Origin of the sequence: Collinsella sp. AF29-7AC, assembly GCF_003475665.1 — a bacterium.
Classification (GTDB): domain Bacteria; phylum Actinomycetota; class Coriobacteriia; order Coriobacteriales; family Coriobacteriaceae; genus Collinsella.
The window spans coordinates 41,957-62,515 of record NZ_QRQX01000013.1 but is presented as its reverse complement, the minus strand read 5'-3'; the positions used below and the strand labels follow the sequence as shown (position 1 = coordinate 62,515).

Sequence of the window (20,559 nt, the reverse complement as noted above, 5' to 3'; positions counted from 1 at the left end):
TCTCCCTTCTCGCAGGCTCAGACCTTGCATCAGCCTAAAGTTACGGAATGAGACACAATTTGGGCAGGTGACACACGTTCCAGATTCTTTTTTGAGCGTGAGACAAATGTCTCACCAAAGTTGAGACACGGCGTTTTCGCAGGAAAACGGGTGCGATTCGGAGCCATCAGGCCAAAATGACCCGTTTTCCTCCGTCCCCGGGGGATCAAGGGCTGTTACGGATATGGTGACATTTCAAAACTATGCCGGTTTACTACGATAAAAATAAGATCCCCGACCACGCGTGACTTTTTCGCAAAACCGCAAGCCGTCTACCTGCGGTTTTGATTTTGCCAAATGCGGCGCGGTTGGGGGTAGGCGATTTATCGTAGTAATCCAGCATAGTTTTGTTCGCGGCGGCACAGCCGCGCGTTTAAGCGCGGGGCCGGTGGGGCAATTTTGCCCCACCGGCCCCATCCCAGTGCTATTCCGGCTTGGTTTCTACCGTGGGAGTCTTGTCCGCTGCGACTGGAGTGCGGGCGGTGTCCATAGTCAGGCAGTGCTTGGGGCAGCTCTCGATGCACTCACCGCACACCACGCAGGCATACGGGTCAATCGACCACGTTCCGCCCTTGCGATCGACCGCAAGTGCACCCGCCGGGCAACGGCGCGCGCACATGCCGCAGCAGATGCACACGTCCATATCGTTGACGATATGCCCGCGCAGGCGCTCGGGTGCCGCGAGCTTCTCCTGCGGATAGCGCACCGTTACCGGCTGCTTGACCATAGAACCCAAGGCCGTCTTGGCAAATGTCAGCAAACTCATGCCGTGCCTACCTTTCCGTGCAGCTAATGCAGGGGTCGATGGTCAGGATAATCATGGGCACGTTGGCAATGAGCACGCCCTGCAGCGCATGCGTCAGACCCGCCAGGTTTTGCGACGTCGGCGTGCGCACGCGGAAACGGTCCAGGCTCTTGGTGCCGTTGCCGCGCACATAGTAGTACGCCTCGCCGCGCGGCTGCTCAATCACAACCTCGCCGCGCGCGCCATCGGCCGGCGTGAGCTTGGTACGCCCGCCGGTACCGTCATGCGGAATCTTGCTCACAAGCTCCTTAATAATGTCCATGGCCTGCGAAACCTCGGCACAACGCACCTGGCAGCGGGCATAGCAGTCGCCATCGGTGGCAACGATGGGCTCAAACGCAGCCAGATCCGCATAGGCGCCGTCGCCGAACATGCGCACGTCGTAATCCACGCCCGAGGCGCGACCGAACGGGCCGACCATCGACAGATCCAGCGCGTCCTTCTTGCTGATCACACCCACGCCATGCAGGCGCTCGCCGCAGCTGTCGTCGTCCAAAAACGTATGCACCAGGGCCTCGTAATCGGGGCGCATGGCATCGAGCGTCTGGACAATACCCGTCAGCTCGGAGTCCTCGATATCGTGCTTAAGGCCGCCGATCTCGTTAATCGACAGAATCACGCGCCCGCCGCACGTGCTCTCAAAGATCTTGAGAATCTGCTCGCGCAGGGTCCACGAACGATAGAACAGCGCCTCAAAGCCAAAGGCGTCGGCAAGCAGGCCCAGCCACAGCAAATGCGAGTGAATGCGCGAAAGCTCGTGCAAAATGGTGCGGATATACTGCACACGGCCAGGCACCTCGATGTCGAGCATGCGCTCACAGGCGCTGGCATAACCATAGCTATGGCCCACAGCGCAGATGCCGCAGATGCGCTCGGCGATATAGCCAAACTGGTGCATATCGCGCTTTTCGGTGAGCTTCTCGAGTCCGCGGTGCACAAAGCCGATCTGCGGAATTGCCTCGATGACACGGTCGTCCTCGATCACCAGGTCCAGATGAAGCGGCTCGGGCAGCACCGGGTGCTGTGGGCCAAACGGAATTACGGAGCGATGTGCCATGGGCCTTATGCCTCCTTTTTCTGCTTATCGCGGGCGGCCTTGGCGGCAAGCGCCGCGCGGACCTTGGCCGCTTTCTCGGGATCCATGGCGGCGAGCTTTGCCTCCATCTCGGCAGCCTTGAGCGCGACCTTCGTAGCGGCTTCATCGTGCTGAGCATCGGAGCCGGCAGCCGCAGCGGGCTGAGCAGCGGCGCCCGCAGCGTCGCCGGCGCTCACAGCACCCTCCCCTGCAGCAGCCGCAGCGGCGGCGGCCTTCTCGGCGGCAGCCTTGCGCGCCTTAGCCTCGGCAGCCGCGCGGACCTTCATGGCCTTCTCGCGCGCGGCCTTCACCTCGGGCGTGATAACGCTCATGGGCTCAGCAGTCGAGACCTGGTAGAAAAAGCCCTTAAAGTCGATCTGCATATCTGTGATGGCAAGACCAAACAGGTCGTGGGCCTCATTTTCAAACGGGAATACCGCGGGGTAATACGAGCTGATGGACGGAATCTCCTGGTACTGGTCGATGCCCTCAACCACCAGGTTCTCGATCGCATAGCTGCCGTCCTGCGCAATATGTTCCCGAGCAGCTCGAACGTTGATAAACGTATAGACCAAGCGATACGTGCCGTCGTCGACGTTGCGCTCGGCGTGCATTTGCACAAAGCGCGCGCCAACGCCCTTGAGCGCCTGGACATGCGACAGGAGCTCGTCGATCCCAACGGTGGTATAGATAGCCTTTTGCATTACTCGGCCTCCTTTGCAGCGACGGACGCGGCGGGCGTCCCAGCGGTCGCGTCGCCGGCCCCCGCAGCGGCCACAAACCCGTCCTCGCCCAGCTCGACGCCACCGTCCCAGGTGGCGGCACCGCCTACGGTGAGCGGATCGCCACCGGCGTGCATCACGGCCTCCTTCTGGTCCAGGATGCCGCACGCCTCCACGATGGCATCGATCACGGTCTCGGGGCGAATGGCGCATCCGGGCGCGTACACGTCCACAGGAATCGCGCGGTCCACGCCGCCAATCACGTTGTAGGCATCGCGAAACACGCCGCCCGAGCACGCGCAGATGCCGCAGGCCACCACGCACTTGGGCTCGAGCATCTGGTTGTAAATTTGGCGCACGACGGGCAGGTTCTGGGCATTGACCGAACCCGTCACCAAAAAGATGTCCGCATGCTTGGGGTTGCCGGTGTTGACCACGCCAAAGCGCTCCGCATCGAACAGTGGGGTAAGCGAGGCCAGCACCTCGATATCGCATCCGTTGCAGCTCGAGCCGTCGTAATGAATAACCCACGGCGAGCGCGACATTTTATGATCCATGGATGCCGCCTCCTAAATAAACACGTCGACGAGGATGGGCATAAGGTTGAGCAGGCCAAACACCAGCGCCACGCCCCAGCCGAGCTTAAAGCAGCTGCGCCAGGTGCTGCGGGCAAAGGTGTTGTCGATCAGGACCTCGACAAAGTACGTCGCGGCCATCACGACCAGGGCAACCACCCAGCTCACCGGGTTGTCCCAGACAAAGAACATGCCCACCCACATCAAAAACAGCACGGTCTCGCACCAGTGCATAAGGGTCATCTTGGCCAGCGTGCCGCCGCTCATCTCGGTGGCGACGCCCTGGACAATCTCCTGATGCGCGTGATGCGAGTACGAAAGGTCAAACGGCGACTTGCGCAGCTTGATGGCGAGCACCGCGAGCAGCGCAAGGAAAATGGGCGCGCTGTACACGATGATGGGGGCCGACTGCCCCGTCACGGCAATGGAATCAAAGCTGTCGGTGGCAAGATACAGGCCCACACTCATCAGCAAAACGGCGGGCTCGTAACTCATAACCTGCAGCAGCTCGCGGTCGGCACCGACCTGGGCAAACGGGCCTTGCGTCGAGGCGGACGCCAACACCACAAAGATCGCGGCGAGCGTCACCATAAAAGCGCACAACAGCGTGTTGGAACCCGACACAAAGATGCCGCCGCCCACCACGGTAAAGATGAGCGCGCACGCCATGTAGGTATCGTCCATGGTGTTTACGCTGGCGGGGGCCTTGCGCAGGAGCTTGGCCACATCGTAGAACGGTTGCAGCAGACGCGGTCCCACGCGGCCCTGCATGCGGGCGGACAGCTTACGGTCGATGCCGTCGATCAGGCCACCAACCAAAGGCGCCAGCAGGGCAAACACCACGGTGCCAATAAATATGCCCACGACGCCCGAACCTTCAAAATACTTGCCGCGCAGCACCGAGGGCGCGCTCATGGCGAGCCTCTCGGGCCCAATCCACGCGCAGCACAGCAGCGCAAACAGGATGATGGCACAGCAAACAACACTACCCGCGGGGCCAATACGCTTCTCGCCAAGGGCGTCCTCCGAGTACCAATTGCGCTTTTCGGCCTTCACCTCGCGTCCCATCGAGCCGCGGAAATGGCGATATTTGTCGGTTCCCACGCCCGAAAGATATACGTTTACGTGCGGTTTGTTGCTCACGCGGAATGAAGTCAGCAGCACCACGGCGATAAACGCCACGATAACCACCATCAGATACATGGAGTCCTTGCCAATAACGTACGGCACGCGGCCAAACACCATGGCCAAGTAAGGCGACACCAGGCCGCTCGAGATGAGTGGGAACGCCACGCAGCACAGAATCAGCAGCGCGGCGATGGTGTTGAGGGCCATCCATTCGGTCTTATGGACATTGACCTCAACGTTTTGAGCCGTGGGGTCGACGCCCGAAAGCTTGGCAAGCCACTTGCCCCAGAAGAAGAACGTCGCGGCCGAGCCAAAGGCAAGCACCATGATCATGAGCACGTTGCCGGTCTGCGCGAACGCCACCAGGGCGCCCCACTTGGACACGAGCATGCCAAACGGCGCCACAAACATGCCCATGATGCCCAGCATCATCAGGCGCGTCAGGTGCGGCATGCGGCTGAACAGACCGTCCATGTCCTCGATATTTCGGCTGCCGATATGATGCTCGGCGGTGCCCGCGCACAGGAACAGCAGCGACTTGGCCACCGTGTGGAACAGGATCAGAAAGATAGCGGCCCATACGGCCTCGGGCGCGCCGACGCCCAGGCAGGCGCTGATAAGGCCCAAGTTGGAAATGGTGGAGTACGCGAGCACGCGTTTGGCGTTGCTCTGCGAGATGGCCATGAGGGCAGCGAGCAAAAACGTGATGGCACCCACACTCGTGACCATAAAGCCCGTCACGGGATAGATGGCATAGAGCGGGCTCAGCTTGACCATCAAGAACACGCCGGCCTTGACCATGGTTGACGAGTGCAGCAGGGCGCTCGTGGGAGTGGGGGCAACCATAGCACCGAGCAGCCAGGTGTGGAACGGCATCTGCGCGGCCTTGGTAAGGGCGGCGAGCGATAGCAGGACGACCGGCATCACCAGGAGCGCGGACTGCGCGGTGCCGGCGCCGGCAAGATCGATCATGCCCGAGATGGTCAGCGGCATGCCGTTAAGGTGCAAGAACATAAGGCCCGCCAAAAACGCGATGCCGCCCAGCATGTTGAGGATGATCTGGGTAAAGGCGTTTTTGATGGCCTCGGGCGTGCGCGTGTAGCCAATCATGAGGAACGAGCACACGGTGGTGATTTCCCAGCCGCAGAACAGCCACTCAAGGTTGTCGCTCGTCACGATGACGAACATGGCCGAGAGGAACAGGAACATAAGCGCCAGGAACTGCGGGCGACGGTCGGGAGCGGTCTGCCCGCGCAGCGCGGCCTCGTGCTCGTCATGGGCCTGGAAGTCCTTCATGTAGCCCAGGGCATACACGCAGATTAGGCTGCCGACAATGCCGACGGCGAGAACCATGATCACGCTCATGTAATCCAGGTAGAGCGGCGTGGCGGTGACGACCTCGACCGCAGGCGACGCCATGGCCGCAAAGGCGAACGAGCCCACCAGTTGGACTATGCCGAGCACCGTGGTGAGCGTGCTCTTATATTTACGCGCGTTATACAGGATGACGGCGCACAGGATGACATCGATGGCGGAGCTGATGATCGAGAGCACATGCGAGGCGCCCGGTGCCGCCTCGAAGCTCTGCGGGCCCGCGCAAAAAAACATGACGGCGACTACAGCTGTCACCGCCATAATAATGCCGGAGCCTATGAGCCCCACCGCATCGCGGGCGCGGTCACCGCGCGCGAGCAGCATGCCCAGCGCCGGTACCAGCGGAAACAGGGTAAGGAAATACAGTAGTGTCATACCATCACTCCCCCATGCAAAAACGCTGCAATTGTTTAACGTTATAGCTCAATTGATGAGCAGCGGCGGCAGGTTTTCGGTCAACTGGGGAGTTTTAAGCGTACGGGGTAAGGGCACGTCCGCTTTGGAGCAGAGAGGCGACGCTCCCCCTATCGCAGCGACGGGCGCACGGGCCATTGCGCGCGGCTTATTAACCACTTTGGAGGATGTTCCAGTAGGCTCACGACGGTCCAAAAAGTTGGTGCGGCAAGAAAAATGCGCCCCCTGTGGGCGCACCATCCCGTTCGCTATTCCGCCTTTTTAACGCGCGGCTTGCGACCCCGCGGCTTATCGACCAGTGCGGACTCACCGCCCTCGCGATACTGGCGGCACCAGGCCTTGACCGAAGACTCGCTGGGAATCTTGTGCTTGATCATAGCCTCGCGAACCGTAAGGCCGTTTTCCAAGCGGTCCTTAACCACGGCGAGTTTAACCTCGTACGAATAGGTGTGGTGGCGAGTGCCCGCGTTGAGCACGGCGTCGGCACCGCCCACGGCATACGCGCGGGCCCACTGACGAGCCGTGGCCTGGGGAATGCCGAGCTCCGCGGCGAGGGCGCGATGACCGACCCCCTCTTTGAGGACCTCGACGGCGCGCTGCCTAACCTCGGGCGCATGCGTGCGAGTCCTAGTTGCTTCTGACATACCTGCCACTTCTTAGTCTTAACCGTTAATCTGCTTTCTTACGTGCATGTTAGATAGTAGCATTTTGCTGTTCGCGCGTAACAGTTAATTAAAATAGATGCGGCGTTATCTGGGCATTTGGCACCAATTTACGACATTTCTTTATCGATTATTTACGCTGGTAACTAGCTCGCAGCTAATCGTCATTCGCTTGCTAACAAAAATGGCATCTCTTTATGTCCTTTGGTATAGAAGACATAATTATTAACCCCTCCCCCAATAATTTTGAGCGTTCTACAAAGCAGTAGACGGCCTCACTCCCCATGATTACCGCACGTTGCCATCCATCGGAGCAAAACAAAAGGGCGGGACCTGCTGCGCTTGCAGGCCCCGCCCTGGTTGACACCCGATGGGACGCAGTCGGGCGAGGCGGATCCGTGCTACCGCCCCGCCTGGCCGCGAAGTTAACTACAGCTCGTTGGCCGCGTGATACGCCGTGCGGATGGCGCTCGCAATGTCGGCGGTGCGCTCGCCCGAGCAGTCGCCCACGCAAGTCACGGGCACCGTCACGCCGTCCAGGTCAAACGCGTTGGCCTTGGAGCCCACGGCCATCACCACGTAATCGCAGGCGATCTTCACTGGCTCCTCGGCGCCGTCCTCGGTGGTGCGAATGGCCTCCACGCCCTCGTCGGTAATGGCGGTCAGGCGGGTCTTCACGTGCTGCTCCACGTTGTGCTCTGCGAAGTCGCTCATGATCAGCGGCAGAATGGTCTCGGACTCGCCCGCGGCAATCTTGTCGAGCATCTCCACGATCGCCACCTCGCAGCCGTGCTGCAGCAAGTACTCGGCAGTCTCGGTGCCCACCAGGCCACCGCCAATGACGGCGACGCGTCCCGTAAGCTCCACCTTGCCGGCCAGCACGTCCCAGCTCGAGACGACCTTCTCCGAGTCGGCACCGGGAACGGGGATGACCACGTCGTGCGCGCCCACGGCAACAATCGCGGCGTCGGCGGCGTTGAGGTCCGCAGGGCTAGCGGCATGGTTGAGCTCGACCTTCACGCCCAGGCCGGGCAGAATCTTCTCGTAATACTCGACCGAGCGCATGATCTCGTCCTTGCGCGGAGGCGCGGCCGCCAGCACAATCTGGCCGCCCAGATGATCGCCCGCCTCGTAGACGGTCACGTCGTAGCCGCGCTTGGCCGCCACGCGCGCGGCCTCCAGGCCGGCAATACCGCCGCCCACCACGGCAATCTTCTTGTCGCCCTCACCCGGCTTAATGGCGATGGTCGCCTCGTCGCCGTTCTCGGCATTGAGCACGCACGAGATGTACTGGCGGTTTTGGATCGCATCGACGCAACCCTTGTTGCAGTTGAGGCACTCGCGGATGGGCTCACCCGTGGCGGCCTTGAGCGCAATGTCGGGGTCGCACATGAGCGAGCGGCCGTACGCGACGATGTCGGCCGAACCGTCTTCCAGGATCTTCTCGCCCGCCTCGACCGAGACAACGCGGCCCACGGTTGCCACCGGCACGGAGACCAGGGCCTTGACGCGCTCGGCCACGGGCAGCGTCCAGTTGTAGGGCATGGCGCCCATGGGCGGAATGGTGTCGCCCATGTTGCCGGTGTGGTTTGCCTGCGCCACCTGAATCATGTCGATGCCGGCGCCCTCGAGCAGCTTGGCGAACTCGCAGGCCTCATCGGGCAGCAGACCGCCCTTGCCGCGCGGCGTGCCGTCGGGGTTCTCCATAATCACGGGGAGCTTGTACTCCACCATCAGCTGCGGCGCGGCTTCCTTAATGGCGGCGACGACCTCGAGCGCGTAGCGAACGCGGTTCTCGAACGAGCCACCGTACTCGTCGGTGCGCTTGTTGAGGATGGCCGAGCACAGCGAACCCACCAGGCGGTCGCCGTGGACCTCGATGGCATCGATCCCGGCCTGCTGTGCGCGGGCGGCCGAGGTGGCGATAGCCTCCTTGATCTGGGTGAGTTGCTCCACTGTGGCCTCGTTCACAAAGTGCCGCATGTCGTGGTGCAGTTTGGCGTAGGCCTGCTTGCGGATCTCGTTGGACTCGGCCATCTTGGCGGCGAAGGTCTCCTCGTCGCCGGCGGCCTTGGCCTCCTGCGCGGCCTTGGCGGCGGCCATGGAACCCATGACCATGCGGCCGACGCCGGGCACGTCGTACTCGGGGTGGAACAGCTGCAGCGCGACCTTGGCGCCGTGCTTGTGGACGGCGTCGGCCAGTGCCTTAAACGTGGGGATCTGGGCGTCGGTCGCCAGCTTGGGCGTGGGGCTCGCGGTCATAACGGGAGCGACGTCGCCGATGACGATGTAGCTCACGCCGCCACGGGCCAGGCGCTCGTAAAAAGCCAGGCTGCGCTCGCCAATGGAACCGTCGCGCTCCTCGTAGCCGGTGGTAAGCGGCGGGAACATAATGCGGTTTTTGAGCTCAAGGGGGCCAACCGTAATGGGCTGAAGCAGCTTAGACGCAGGTGTGGTCATGGACATTCCTCTCTTGTAGGCGCGGCGGCGATGTTGCCGCGTAGTTGTTTAGAGGATATGGCATGGGGGCACAGCGGCACAACGAAAATCGGCGAATATCAGGTGGCGGCAGGTGGATGGAACGGGGCTGGCTGCCGGTTTGTCTCAATCTGTAACAGTTACTCAGCAAAACCGGGTCTCACTGTTACAGATCGAGACAAACCAATCTAGCCTGCCGAAAGATCTAGATCTGTAACAGTTACTCAGCAAAAACCGTCCCTCGTGTTACAGATTTAGACAAACGAAGACCGTCCTGCCGAAACATCTCAATCTGTAACAACTACAGACCAAAACCGGACCCACCTGTTACAGATCGAGACAAACCCCAATAACAACGACACCGTCCCCGTTCGAGGAAACGACCGCCACGCTCACCTTTTTAAACAACCTAATACTGCACAGCCTGCGATAATAATTTGGTCACGCGTCGACTACGGCGAAGACGCGGCAGAAGGGACGCCCATGCAACCGAGCACCACCGATACGTCCACAGCAAAGCAAGCGCTGCTCGAGGCGCTCTTGAGCGACGCGGGGCTCAAAAACCTCACGCAAACAGCCTCTACCGTTATGGGCAACCCGGTGCTCGTCGTCGATCCCGTCTACCGCTACGCCGCCCGTGGCGGCTTTGAGCTCGACGATGCCGACGACTCCCCCTTTGCAGCCATCACCCGCGCCGAGCTCTCCGAAGGCGACATGCTGCAGGACGAAGCCGTACGTTACATCATCAAATGCGGCTTAGACGAGGAGATTGCCCGCTCGACAGGCCCGCTTACACGCTATAACGACATGTTCCGCCTCAACACCATGACCGATGCGATCAAGGTGCACGGCACGTGTCTGGGCCGGGCGATGATGATCGAACGCAATCACGCCTTTGGCGATAGCGATCGCGAGGTCTTTGAGTTCTTTGTCCGACTGCTCGCGCAAGAACTGCAGAAAGGCGGCTTTCTTTCGTTGGGCGGCCCGCAACAGGGGCCATATTTTCTCTCGCGCCTCCTGGACGACGAAATCCCCAACCCCATCACCTGCACACGCAAAATGCAGCTCGTCGGCTTTGCGCCGCTTCCCGCCCTCTACGTTGTATGCCTGCTCAAAAAAGATTCCCAGCTCGAGGCGCGCGAGGCGGAGAGCATCCGAGGACAATTGCAGCCGCTACTGCACCATAGCCTTATCACCATGTACGAAGGTGAGCTCGTGGCGCTGGTAAGCCGTCCGCCCTCCACGCAGCTACCCGCCAACGATGAGGCGATCCTTGCCCGCGTTGCTGCCACGAACAATTTGTTCATTGGCATCAGCAACGAGTTTTCCCAGGCAACCGATGTGCGTTCGCACCTCAATCAGGCACGCGCCGCCATTCGATACGGCTCGACCTTTACCAAAATCCTCGAAGACACCCATGTGTATCGCTATTGCGAATACACCTACATGGAAATGCTCGACATCTGCAACGACCACATCAACCTTATAAACTACTGCCATCCGGCAATCTGGGCACTTTGGAAACACGACCAGTCGCACGATTCCGAGTTGGTCGAGACGCTCTTTGCCTTTATGCAGCACAGCTGTAACACGGCGCGCACCGCCGCGATCTTGTCGCTTCACAAAAACACGCTGCTCTATCGCATTAACCGCATAAAGGAAATCACCGGTAACGACTTGGCATCGGGAGAGGACCTCTTTTTGTTCCACCTCTCGATTCGCACCCTAATCTACCTTGGCTTTCTTGAGCCGAGGATTAAGCCCCGCACCAGCGCCGACCTGCACTGCCGCAAGTAGGCCGGGCGGGGCTTGGGCAAAACTAGTCGCGCTTAATCTCCAGCGTGGGGAACGTCATCTTGGCGTACTTATCCACCAGCGGCTTGACCTCGTCCATGTGGGCAAAGAACTCGTCGCGGGTCTTGTTGATCTCGTTGAGGTGCTCGGCGCGCGCATGGTCGTCATTGCGGTCGCGGATCAGACCGTTCTCGGCAATCTTGAGCTTGGGACGCCCGGTGCGCTCGTCGGTCACGATATCGCCGCCTGCGCCACAGACCGCACACTCCCACGGAAACTCGACACCGTCCCAATGCTTGTCGCCGGGGTACACCAGGGAGCTGTGGCAGTTGGGACACACGCCGTCATCCGGATCGCCCAGCCAGCAGCGCTCGTCAACAGGCGTGCGAATGGCCTTGACGATGTTCTCGCCCATCTTGTGGGCGCGGGCGATCTGTCCGCCCCACTCCACGTCGTCTCCCCACACAAAGGCATTGCCCGGGCGGCCGTCGCGCTGCGCCATATAGCGATCGACGACAGTCATCGACATGGTAAACATAGTCGCCTGCAGGCTCTCCAGTGCCAGGGACTGCCAATCGTGCATGGAGCCGCCGACGGAGATGAGGCCGGCAACGGTATGCGGATTCTCCTTTACGGCACCGATGGCAAGCAAGAACGAAAGCTCGTATGCCAAGAAGCGCTGGGCAAAGCGGGTGTACACCGAGCTGGGCGTAAGGTCGTAGGTCGGAACCGAGAAGATCACGCCCTGGCAGGTCTGCAGTTCGCGAATAATCGCATCTACATCGTCTTTGTTTTTAAGAACGCAGCCGTGATATTCCTTTTGCAGGCCGGCGCCCATCTTTCCCATCTGCATGGTGCAGCCCTCGCAACCGGTGCAGGGCAAGATGTTATAGTCGAACAAATTGATCAGCTCGACCTCGCCGCCAGCCTCGCGCACCGCGCAAAGGGCCTCTTTGGCCAAAGCCTCGCCGTTGCCACCGTGCCTGCCGGCACAAATCGCCATCATTTTAAACGACATGGTCGCTCCTCTCCAGAGCATTTTGGACACGGATTCTGCCCGTGTGTACTTCGCAAAAAGCGTACGGCAGACGCAAAACATGCGCACCGTCCAGGCAACCAAGGCCCGCTCGGTATTTGCGGAATACCTCGTGCAGATAAACAAAGGCCCCTCCCGCATGCCTACAAGGGACAAAACGAAAGGGGTCGGCGCTCTTATTTGCGCTTAAAGGGAATGGGTTTGGGCGGGCACTTGGGCTTGACGGCCCCAGCCGTGACGATCGCGCCGTTGTCGCAAATGTCCAGGCAGGCACCGCATTGGCTGCAGGCCTTTTGGTCGATCACATGGATAAAGCGCGGCCTTCCCAAGATCGCGTCCTCCTCGCAAACGTCCGAATCGACGCACTTGTTGCAGGCCTGGCATTTAGAGGCCAAGATATGGAAGGTCAAGAATGCCTGGCATTCCCCGGCAGCACAGACCTTCTTGGTGGTGTGCTGCATGATCTCGCCCTCGAACAGGTCGAGGAACGACTGCACCGTGCGCGCCAGCACGCGGCCTTGCTCGCACAGACACTGCGCCTGCATCACGGGGCAAAGGTCGCGAAGGAGCGCCAAGTCGCCCGGCTTGCCCTTCTTGCGGCAGGTATCGGCAAGAATCGTTGCAATCTGATGCGAGCCCTCGTAGCCAAAGACACAGCGTCCGCAGCTCTCGTGACGATAGAGCGTGCAAATGTCCAAAAGCGCCTTTGCCATGCAGTTTTTGGCGGTGTAGACGCGCACGTAGTCGCTGCATAGCTCAATCTTTGAGGTGTCATCGGGCCTCAGCAGCAGACCGCTGGGATAGCCAATCCCCACCGCTTTAGCGTCGTCGGCGCCCGCCGCGGCAACCAGGGATTCCGCACTCACGACACGGTCGACCTCAACGGGCTCCTCGGCCCCGTCAATCCACACCCAGCGCTTGCCTTCGGCGGCAAGTAACTCTGATCCGCTCAGGCAGCGGTCGGCGCCATCGCCCTCGCAGCAAGATGGGAGAGGCTTTTCGCCGTCGAGCATCTTGGCCGCGGCCGAACCGTTGGCATAGACAAAGCCCAGGCTCGGGTCGCACTCGATCACGCGGCAGGACTCGCCCAACGCATCCGCGAGTGCGGCAGAGACCTCATCGCCTGCCGGCACCAAAACCGCCTGGGCACCGGCCCCTGCAATTTTTTCCGCAGCGGCCGCCACGTCCTTCTTAAGGAGCCAGAGCGCGACGGGGGCCTGCTTATGCGCAGGCATAAAGTTGATGATCGTCATGGGTTATCGCTCCTTTCCTAGTATTCGTTCCACAGGCGCGGCGTACTGATCGTTAGGCGCAAATCGCACTGCAAGCAGCGGCTCGCCTCGCACGTAGCCTCATGGTCGGTATAGGGGCACTCAAACGTATCGAAGTTATCCTTACGCGTCTGGGCATCGACAAACTCGGGTTGCACGGCATCGTCGTAGAAGCCCTCGGGGACACGCCCAATCCACTGCTCGGGAGCATCATGCTCGGTCAGCTCCTCGTCGATGTTGCCATCGCCACCCAAAGCGCGGTCGATGGCCGAGGCGCACGTGCGACCTGCGGCGATTGCCGCGATCACCGATTTGGTACCCGTCACGCAGTCGCCCGCCGACCAGATGCCTTCAACGCTCGTCTTGCCTTCGGTATCGACCACGATATACGGGCCGTGCGTAAGCTCAAGGCCCATCTGGGCCGTGCCCTCGGGCTTTTGACCCACGGCAAAGATCGCGCAGTCGGCATCGATGGTCTTCTCGCCGCCGTCGAGCAGTTCGGTGACGGCGCGGTGGTTCTCGTCAAAGTAGAACCGCTCGATCTTGTGGATCGTCATGGAACCGACCTTGCCCGAACCGTCCTCGGTCTCGTTAATGCTGGTAAAGGCATAGGCATCGTGCAGGACCACGCCTTCCTCGGCGGCCTCGGCACGCTCCTCGGGCGTCGAGGTCATCGCGTCTTGGGCCTCAAGGCAGGCGACATCGACCGAGGCGGCACCCAGACGCACGGCAGTGCGGGCGCAGTCGTACGCCACGTTGCCGCCGCCAAGCACCACGACGCGCTTGCCCGTCAGGTCCGGGGCGCTGCCCATACGGGCGGCCTTCAGAAAATCGGTGTTACGCAGCACGCCTTCGAGGTCGTGGCCGGGCATGGGAAGCACCGTTCCGTCATGCGTGCCCACCGCAACCAGCACGGCATCGAAGCCCTGGTCAAGAAGAGCCTTGGGATCGGCGATTCGCTCGCCACAGCGCAGCTCAATGCGCGGCTCGGCGTCATCACCCTGGGCGATTTCCAAAATCGTCGCGACCTCGGCGTCGACCGTGGCATCGGGCAGGCGATACGCCGGAATGCCGTAGCGCATCTGGCCGCCGACCTTCTCGTTGGCCTCGAACACCACGACCTTGTGGCCCTTCTCGGCGCAATAGAGTGCGGCGGTCAAACCGGCGGGACCGGCACCCACAACGGCGACGCTCTTGCCGCTCAACGGCTCATGGCGCACATTGGCCTTCCAGTCGCCCGTATCGCGCACGGCCGCCGCGCGCTTAAGGCGGCAGACCGAAACCGGCGTGCCGTTGAGCTCGTTGCGCTTGCAGGCATCCTGGCAGCTATGGACGCAAATGTCGCCCAAGCTCTCGGGGAACGGGACCTTCTCGCGCACCACCGCGGCGGCTCGGGTGTACTCGCCGTTGCGGATGTGACGCAGGTAGCGCGGGATATCCACGTGGGCGGGGCAGCCCGAGCGACAGGGGACCACGTTATCGGCATAGGACTTGTTCTCGTCAAACATATTGAGCGTGTCGACGATCGAGCCCGTGGGACACACTTCGATACAAGCACCGCAAAAACGGCATCCGGCCTCTTGCAGACTCACGCTGCCGTCCGTACCAATGCGAATGCCGTCCTCGGTGCGCTGGTAGTCCAAGACGCCGGCGCCGCGCAGCTCGCGGCACGCGCGCACGCAGCGACCGCACCGAATGCAGCGGGTGAACATATGGATGATCAGCGGGTTCGATTCGTCCGTGGCGACCGGACGGCTCTTGGTGCGCCAGCGCGCAGGCGAAACTCCCATGTACTGATACATAGACTGCAGCTCGCACTTGCCGTACTTGGGGCAGCCGGTGCAATCGGCGGGATGCGTGGCCAAGATCAGCTCCATTGCCAGCTTACGCACGCGCTCGGCCTGTTCGCCTGTCGTGTTGACGACCATTCCCTCGGCAACCTGCGTCTTGCAGGCACACACCGGTTCGTCTTGGCCTTCGATTTCGACCATGCACAGACGACACCCGCCAACGGCCTCAAGATCGGGATGTTTGCACAGATGCGGAATGTAGATGCCGGCATCGAGCGCGGCCTCCAGGACATTTTGCCCTTCGCGTGCCTCGACCTCGGCTCCATTAATCGTTAGCTTCATTCGTTCCCCTCAAAACGTCGCTCTTGTCCAGAAAGGCGCCCGGGACCAAAGCGATCCCGAGCGCCTCGCGTGTAGGGCAAATCCTCGCCCGCACCCAATGTGTGGGTGCCTGCAGGCGCGAATAGCTACGGTGTTACGACCACTCCTCGTCGCCGGCGTCCTCAAAGAGGGCTGCGGCGGCGTTTTCACCGGCGATGCGACCCGAGTTAAGGCAGAAGCCCATGGTGTTACCCGGAATGCAGTAGTTATAGGAGTCGCCATAGATGGTGCAGGCATCGGTGCCAACGCAGTACAGGCCAGGGATGACCTCATAGTCATCGGTCATGACCTCCATCTTGTGGTTGATGAGCACGCCGCCCAGAGTGCCGTAGGCGCCACAGTACTGCTTGCAGCAATAGAAGGGGCCCTTCTCGAGCGGCTTCATAAACTCGCGCTCTTTCTCAAAGATGTCGTCCCAGCCGTTGTCGCACATCTCGTTGTACTCGTCGACGTTAGTGAGCAGACCCTCCACGTCGATACCCGCCTTCTCGGCAAGCTCCTCCAGCGTATCGGCCTGGCAGATCGCCGGATAGCCGGCCTCCAGGTCGCGGTTCCACTGCTCCTCAAAGCCGTCGTACAGGTCGTGCGGATGAACGTGGCTGACGATATCCGGACCATCCTTCTTCCAGTGCTTGAGCATACGGGAATCAAAGATGGCATAGGCGACCTTGCCGGGAAGATGGTTGATGGCGTTGCCGACAAAGGTGGTGTTGAAGATCTCGTCCTCCGGCATAAAGCGCTCGCCCAGACGGTTGCACCAGTAGCACGGCTGACGGAATGCGCCCTCGACATAGAAGTGGTTCATGTTGTCGGGGATCTGGTACATGAGCTCCATGGTCACCGGGGTGTGGCCGCCGCCGACCTCGTGGCACATGTTGATGCCGTCGCCGTCCATGCCCGGAATGGCAAACGAGAACAGGTCGGTACCCCATTCAAAGTCGAGCTTCTCCTTGATGAGCTTGGCGTTGTGGCCAAAACCGCCCGTGGCGACAATCGCGGACTTGCACGAGATCTGGTACTCCTCGCCGTCCTTGTCCTTGGCGGTCACGCCGCAGATGGCGCCGTCCTCGCCCTTGATAAGACCGGTGCCCGGGCACTCGAACATAAACTCGACGCCCAGGTCCTGGGCACGCTCGGTCATGCGCTTGGTCATCGTGGTCGCCGCGCGAGGACCGGGCTCCGAGCCGTCCTCGGGCTGCACGACATGCCAGGTGTACTCGCCGTCGGAGTAGGCGCGCGTGCGCTCGCGGGCACGGAACGCCGGACGCACGGAGTTAAACTCCACGCCCATGTCCTGCAGCCATGCGATGGTATCGCCCGACTTAAAGTAGTAGTCGCGCACCAGGCGGGCATCGACTTGGTAATGAGTGTAGAACATATGGCGACGAAAGAGCTCGCCAGGCGTGATCTCGATCATCGAGGCCTTCTGAAGCGGAGAGCCAGCGGCGGCAGGCCCCATGCCCATGTTGGCGGCGCCACCGGTAATGGGGGCCTTCTCTAGGGCAATGACGCGAGCGCCTGCCTCGGCTGCAGCGACCGCCGCGGCAAGGCCACTCAGACCCGCGGCAACGACAACGACGTCGGTCTCTAACTGTTTCATGCGAATCCTCCTTTATAGGGCTCTTGGACGAACCCGGACTTCATGCGAATTGCATGCGTATCGACAGCCATACTTTCGCTCGAAAACAGACTCAAAGCCATGTGCAGGCGCACCGATGTTTGCCCATAGCGACCATGGGCTTTGTGCAGATGAACCATGCGTTTGGGCAACGCTTTCGAGCGCATGGCCCTGGCGCCACACGTACAGGGGGGGGGCGGTGTGCTTCACGGCGTCCGCCCCTGATAATCGAGTTTTCTTATTTATGGTTCCGCCGTGCCTCGAGCACATCGAGCGGCGTAAGCGCCTGAATAGCGCGCTCTTTTCCAAAGATTGCCGAGCACACGAGCGTTCCCGACATAACCAGGCAAACCGCGAGCGCGATTCCAAAGGCCCAGAATGCGAAGAGGTGGCCAAAGTTGATCGGCTGCTGCAGCATAAACGTGAAGAACGACGTGGCAAGACCCATAAAGACGCAGGGCACATTGGAGCAGATCGAGACAAACGGGACCGCTCTGTCGGATAATCTCAATCTGTAACAGCTACAGGCCAAAAACGACCCTAGATGTTACAGATCGAGACATTCCTCTCGACCCATCCCTAACAATCTAGATCTGTAACATCTGGACCCACTTTTGACCCCTACCTGTTACAGATTGAGACAAACCAATCTAGCCTGCCGAAAGATCTAGATCTGTAACAGTTACTCAGCAAAAACCGTCCCTCGTGTTACAGATTTAGACAAACGAAGACCGTCCTGCCGAAACATCTCAATCTGTAACACCTAGCCGTCCAAATCGGGTCTAGATGTTACAGATCGAGATGTTGTTTGAGAGGCCGAGAATTGGACCGAAAACACGGTCCCGGAATAACAAAAAAGCTCGCCGGCTAGGCCGACGAGCTGCAAGTTCTTGGTCGCGGGGGCAGGATTTGAACCTACGACCTCCGGGTTATGAGCCCGGCGAGCTACCAGACTGCTCCACCCCGCAATGTCTGGGCGCCTCATGTGCGCAAGAAAGAATATTACGCGAGACTTCGGTAAACGGCGAGGAAAATCTCGTAGAGCATAATTCCTTCATATCTTGAACACCCCTAGCGCGAAGAGTCCAGGGCCCACGACGCTCCTAGGCCATCTCGTCAAACGACACCTCGTCGTCGGACAAAACGGCAGCGTCAAAATCTTCAGGTCCATCGACCACACAGTCCTCGAACACGCGGTACCTCTCGGCGCGCTCGCGGGCAGCAGCAGCCGCCAGCTCAAACGCGCGGTCGAGCGACATGCCGCACATAAGCTGATACTCAAGCTCTACGGTAAAATCGCCGCCCACGTCATTCGCCACATCGCCGGCGCGCATGCGCAGCTCGTCGTTCCACGGCAGCACGACCTTTCGATCGTCGTCCTCGTCCGCAAAGGACGCGCCCGCCGCAGCAAGACGCTCAGCCGTCACGTCTTTCGCCGTGGCGCAAATAAAATCTGTCACCGAAGGCCTCTCGCTGTTAATCAGCGCCACCACCGTCTTATCGCCGTCCACGCGGGTCGCGGGCAATTCGTTCAGATATTTAGCCGCAGCGACATTCATCAACGGCAAATCGTCCACATCGATATTCCGATTCGTGAGCAGGCCAATGAGCTCGCGGTCATACGCCTTCGGCGCACCGTAAGAGCCGGACGCCCACTCGGCAAACTGCCCAAGCATGCCACCCGTGGCCACAAGCACGCTTTCGGCGCTCGTGCGATAGCCAAACTCCCAGTGATAGGAATCGTGCAGTGGGAACGGCTGACTCGACAACGGCCCGCAATGCATGCGCGTCAGGGCAAACGGATCACCCAAGAAGTCCACGGCAACCGCACCGCAATCGCCGGCATTGCCATACCAAACGCGCACGCCGTCCCATACTACCAGGCATAACGTGCAGGCAAACGAAGTGATATCGGCCGCGGGCTGATCGACGGCCGCGTCCGCGACCGCACGAAGCGCACGCTCAAACACGCCCTTAAGGGCAGAGGCGTCACCTGGCACCAGTTCGCCCCGATGATACGCCTCGGCCGCGGCATCGACGGCGGCTTCGCTGGCAAGGTGGGCACCTTCGCTGCTCAAAATCATGGATGGCATACCGCCCGCGACGGCGGCAACGATCGCCTGGCGAGGCGCCGCGTCGGTCACCGAGCCTCCGCCGTCCGGGTCACCATCCCCCGCCGCGCCGAACGCGCGAGGCGGCTCGACCACCTGCACGCAGCAATGCTCCCGATTTCCGCGCCCCTGCAGCTCGTGCCTGGCACTCGCCACGCTCGCCTCGTAATGAATCAACATGTCTGCTCCTTATCGTCCACACCGGCTGGGCGCGGCGGGCTCTGGTCCGTCCGGCACCGCGTCCAGGGCTGCTTCCGCGAGCTTAGACCGCCCGCTTCGTCGCCGACAGTCTGGCAGCAAAACGGGCGCTTCGGTCGAACTCGGTTCAGCTGAACACAGGGCCGAACGCCCACGCTGACGAATCGCGGCGCAGCAGCGCCGACGGCACGTATACAATGGTGCGCGTCCTTTTACGCCGACACCGGGAGTAGACATGCTGCTCGCTATCGATATGGGAAACACGCAGACGGCCATGGGCCTGTTTGACGGAGACGAGCTGGTGCAGTCGTGGCGCATGCCCACCGACCGCTCCTATACCGCCGACGAGATCCACGTGCGCCTGATGGGTTTCTTTAAGATGTACGGCCTTTCGCTCGATGCGGTCGACGCGATCGCTTTTGCCGGCGTAGTGCCGCAGCTCTCGCGCGAATGGCATGCCGTAGCCGACCGCATTGCCGCGGACGCCATCGTCATCGGACCGCAGACGGCCGCGGTGACCAAGCTGCGTGCGGCGCGTCCCCAGGCCGTAGGCGCCGACCGTGTCGCCAACGCCGTTGCGGCCGAAACTTTCTACGGCGCGCCGGCGATCGTGGTGGACTTTGGCACCGCGACCAATATCGACGTCATCGATGAGGACGGTTATTACATTGGCGGAGCGATCGCGCCGGGTATCCGCATCTCCATGGACGCGCTTGCCGCCCGTGCCGCCAAGCTCGCCAGCGTGCCGCTCGAGGCACCCGAGCACGCCATCGGTCGCGACACCGAGGAATGCATCAAGGTCGGCGCCGTGATGGGCGCCGCCGCCATGGCCGAGGGCCTGGTCGCACGCATGAAGCGCGAGCTGGGACGCGAAGACGCCACCGTTATCGCCACGGGCGGTCTCGCCGGCATCGTCGCCGATTCGACCGATGCCTTCGACGTGGTCGACGGACAACTCACCATCAAGGGTATCTGCGAAATCTACCACCGCATGCAGGAGCTGGGGTAAGACAGGGGCTTAAGTCGAGCGCGAGCGCGAGCGGCGAACTAGGCAACACATCGGCCCTATTCCTCAAAATCGAAAATTT

General features: G+C 61.0%; 15 protein-coding genes and 1 tRNA gene. 2 read left to right on the top strand and 14 right to left on the bottom strand.

The window, feature by feature from the left end; all coding sequences use genetic code 11:
* Positions 1 to 463 precede the first annotated feature (463 nt).
* The 7 genes from DWZ15_RS07230 to bilR all read right to left on the bottom strand — a co-directional run bounded on the left by DWZ15_RS07230 (position 464) and on the right by bilR (position 9,254).
* Positions 464 to 805, bottom strand: coding sequence for a 4Fe-4S dicluster domain-containing protein (locus DWZ15_RS07230; RefSeq protein WP_117773679.1), 342 nt, complete (start codon positions 803 to 805; stop codon positions 464 to 466).
* Positions 806 to 812: 7 nt separating this feature from the next.
* A complete protein-coding gene (locus DWZ15_RS07225; RefSeq protein ID WP_118450184.1) occupies positions 813 to 1,901 on the bottom strand; it encodes a nickel-dependent hydrogenase large subunit in 1,089 nt (362 codons plus the stop codon).
* Between the two features lie 5 nt (positions 1,902 to 1,906).
* Positions 1,907 to 2,623, bottom strand: a complete 717-nt coding sequence (locus DWZ15_RS07220; RefSeq protein ID WP_118450182.1) for an NADH-quinone oxidoreductase subunit C — start codon at positions 2,621 to 2,623, stop codon at positions 1,907 to 1,909.
* A complete protein-coding gene (locus DWZ15_RS07215) occupies positions 2,623 to 3,198 on the bottom strand; it encodes an NADH-quinone oxidoreductase subunit B family protein (protein ID WP_118450180.1) in 576 nt (191 codons plus the stop codon). The genes DWZ15_RS07220 and DWZ15_RS07215 overlap by 1 nt, the downstream gene beginning before the upstream one ends.
* Positions 3,199 to 3,210: 12 nt before the next feature.
* Positions 3,211 to 6,093, bottom strand: a complete 2,883-nt coding sequence (locus DWZ15_RS07210; RefSeq protein ID WP_118450178.1) for a proton-conducting transporter membrane subunit — start codon at positions 6,091 to 6,093, stop codon at positions 3,211 to 3,213.
* 287 nt (positions 6,094 to 6,380) lie between these two features.
* Entirely contained in the window at positions 6,381 to 6,776 is a 396-nt protein-coding gene (locus DWZ15_RS07205; protein ID WP_118450176.1) for a helix-turn-helix domain-containing protein, read from the bottom strand.
* Positions 6,777 to 7,223: 447 nt separating this feature from the next.
* The gene (gene bilR / locus DWZ15_RS07200; RefSeq protein WP_233544664.1) at positions 7,224 to 9,254 is read right to left on the bottom strand and encodes a bilirubin reductase, long form; all 2,031 of its coding nucleotides are present in this window, start codon (positions 9,252 to 9,254) and stop codon (positions 7,224 to 7,226) included.
* Positions 9,255 to 9,755: 501 nt separating this feature from the next.
* Here bilR and DWZ15_RS07195 point away from each other — a divergent pair.
* A complete protein-coding gene (locus DWZ15_RS07195) occupies positions 9,756 to 11,069 on the top strand; it encodes a CdaR family transcriptional regulator (protein ID WP_118450172.1) in 1,314 nt (437 codons plus the stop codon).
* A 22-nt stretch (positions 11,070 to 11,091) separates the two neighbouring features.
* Here the strand turns inward: DWZ15_RS07195 and DWZ15_RS07190 are convergent, their stop codons facing one another.
* From DWZ15_RS07190 to DWZ15_RS07160, 7 genes are all read right to left on the bottom strand, one after another.
* Positions 11,092 to 12,084 carry a flavodoxin family protein gene (locus DWZ15_RS07190; RefSeq protein WP_118450170.1) on the bottom strand — a complete coding sequence of 331 codons (993 nt, stop codon included), beginning with the start codon at positions 12,082 to 12,084 and terminating at the stop codon, positions 11,092 to 11,094.
* 194 nt (positions 12,085 to 12,278) lie between these two features.
* Positions 12,279 to 13,355, bottom strand: a complete 1,077-nt coding sequence (locus tag DWZ15_RS07185) for an NADH-ubiquinone oxidoreductase-F iron-sulfur binding region domain-containing protein (RefSeq protein ID WP_118450168.1) — start codon at positions 13,353 to 13,355, stop codon at positions 12,279 to 12,281.
* 17 nt (positions 13,356 to 13,372) lie between these two features.
* Entirely contained in the window at positions 13,373 to 15,505 is a 2,133-nt protein-coding gene (locus tag DWZ15_RS07180; RefSeq protein ID WP_118450166.1) for an FAD-dependent oxidoreductase, read from the bottom strand.
* A 133-nt stretch (positions 15,506 to 15,638) separates the two neighbouring features.
* Positions 15,639 to 17,144, bottom strand: coding sequence for an FAD-dependent oxidoreductase (locus tag DWZ15_RS07175; RefSeq protein WP_118450164.1), 1,506 nt, complete (start codon positions 17,142 to 17,144; stop codon positions 15,639 to 15,641).
* Positions 17,145 to 17,400: 256 nt separating this feature from the next.
* Positions 17,401 to 17,673, bottom strand: coding sequence for a hypothetical protein (locus DWZ15_RS07170; RefSeq protein WP_158572514.1), 273 nt, complete (start codon positions 17,671 to 17,673; stop codon positions 17,401 to 17,403).
* 380 nt (positions 17,674 to 18,053) lie between these two features.
* Positions 18,054 to 18,130: transfer RNA gene (locus DWZ15_RS07165), tRNA-Met, on the bottom strand.
* Positions 18,131 to 18,265: 135 nt separating this feature from the next.
* Entirely contained in the window at positions 18,266 to 19,453 is a 1,188-nt protein-coding gene (locus tag DWZ15_RS07160) for a protein phosphatase 2C domain-containing protein (protein ID WP_118450160.1), read from the bottom strand.
* A gap of 253 nt (positions 19,454 to 19,706) precedes the next feature.
* On the opposite strand from DWZ15_RS07160, the gene DWZ15_RS07155 reads away from it, so the two are divergent.
* Positions 19,707 to 20,480, top strand: coding sequence for a type III pantothenate kinase (locus DWZ15_RS07155; RefSeq protein ID WP_118450158.1), 774 nt, complete (start codon positions 19,707 to 19,709; stop codon positions 20,478 to 20,480).
* Positions 20,481 to 20,559 lie beyond the last annotated feature (79 nt).

Excerpts from the sequence above, each read along its gene's own strand:
- DWZ15_RS07205 (WP_118450176.1), bottom strand. The coding sequence starts at position 6,776 with ATGTCAGAAGCAACTAGGACTCGCACGCATGCGCCCGAGGTTAGGCAG.
- DWZ15_RS07210 (WP_118450178.1), bottom strand. The coding sequence starts at position 6,093 with ATGACACTACTGTATTTCCTTACCCTGTTTCCGCTGGTACCGGCGCTG.
- DWZ15_RS07195 (WP_118450172.1), top strand. The coding sequence starts at position 9,756 with ATGCAACCGAGCACCACCGATACGTCCACAGCAAAGCAAGCGCTGCTC.
- DWZ15_RS07160 (WP_118450160.1), bottom strand. The coding sequence starts at position 19,453 with ATGTTGATTCATTACGAGGCGAGCGTGGCGAGTGCCAGGCACGAGCTG.
- DWZ15_RS07155 (WP_118450158.1), top strand. The coding sequence starts at position 19,707 with ATGCTGCTCGCTATCGATATGGGAAACACGCAGACGGCCATGGGCCTG.
- bilR (WP_233544664.1), bottom strand. The coding sequence starts at position 9,254 with ATGACCACACCTGCGTCTAAGCTGCTTCAGCCCATTACGGTTGGCCCC.
- DWZ15_RS07180 (WP_118450166.1), bottom strand. The coding sequence starts at position 15,505 with ATGAAGCTAACGATTAATGGAGCCGAGGTCGAGGCACGCGAAGGGCAA.
- DWZ15_RS07215 (WP_118450180.1), bottom strand. The coding sequence starts at position 3,198 with ATGGATCATAAAATGTCGCGCTCGCCGTGGGTTATTCATTACGACGGC.
- DWZ15_RS07225 (WP_118450184.1), bottom strand. The coding sequence starts at position 1,901 with ATGGCACATCGCTCCGTAATTCCGTTTGGCCCACAGCACCCGGTGCTG.
- DWZ15_RS07175 (WP_118450164.1), bottom strand. The coding sequence starts at position 17,144 with ATGAAACAGTTAGAGACCGACGTCGTTGTCGTTGCCGCGGGTCTGAGT.
- DWZ15_RS07190 (WP_118450170.1), bottom strand. The coding sequence starts at position 12,084 with ATGTCGTTTAAAATGATGGCGATTTGTGCCGGCAGGCACGGTGGCAAC.
- DWZ15_RS07230 (WP_117773679.1), bottom strand. The coding sequence starts at position 805 with ATGAGTTTGCTGACATTTGCCAAGACGGCCTTGGGTTCTATGGTCAAG.
- DWZ15_RS07185 (WP_118450168.1), bottom strand. The coding sequence starts at position 13,355 with ATGACGATCATCAACTTTATGCCTGCGCATAAGCAGGCCCCCGTCGCG.
- DWZ15_RS07220 (WP_118450182.1), bottom strand. The coding sequence starts at position 2,623 with ATGCAAAAGGCTATCTATACCACCGTTGGGATCGACGAGCTCCTGTCG.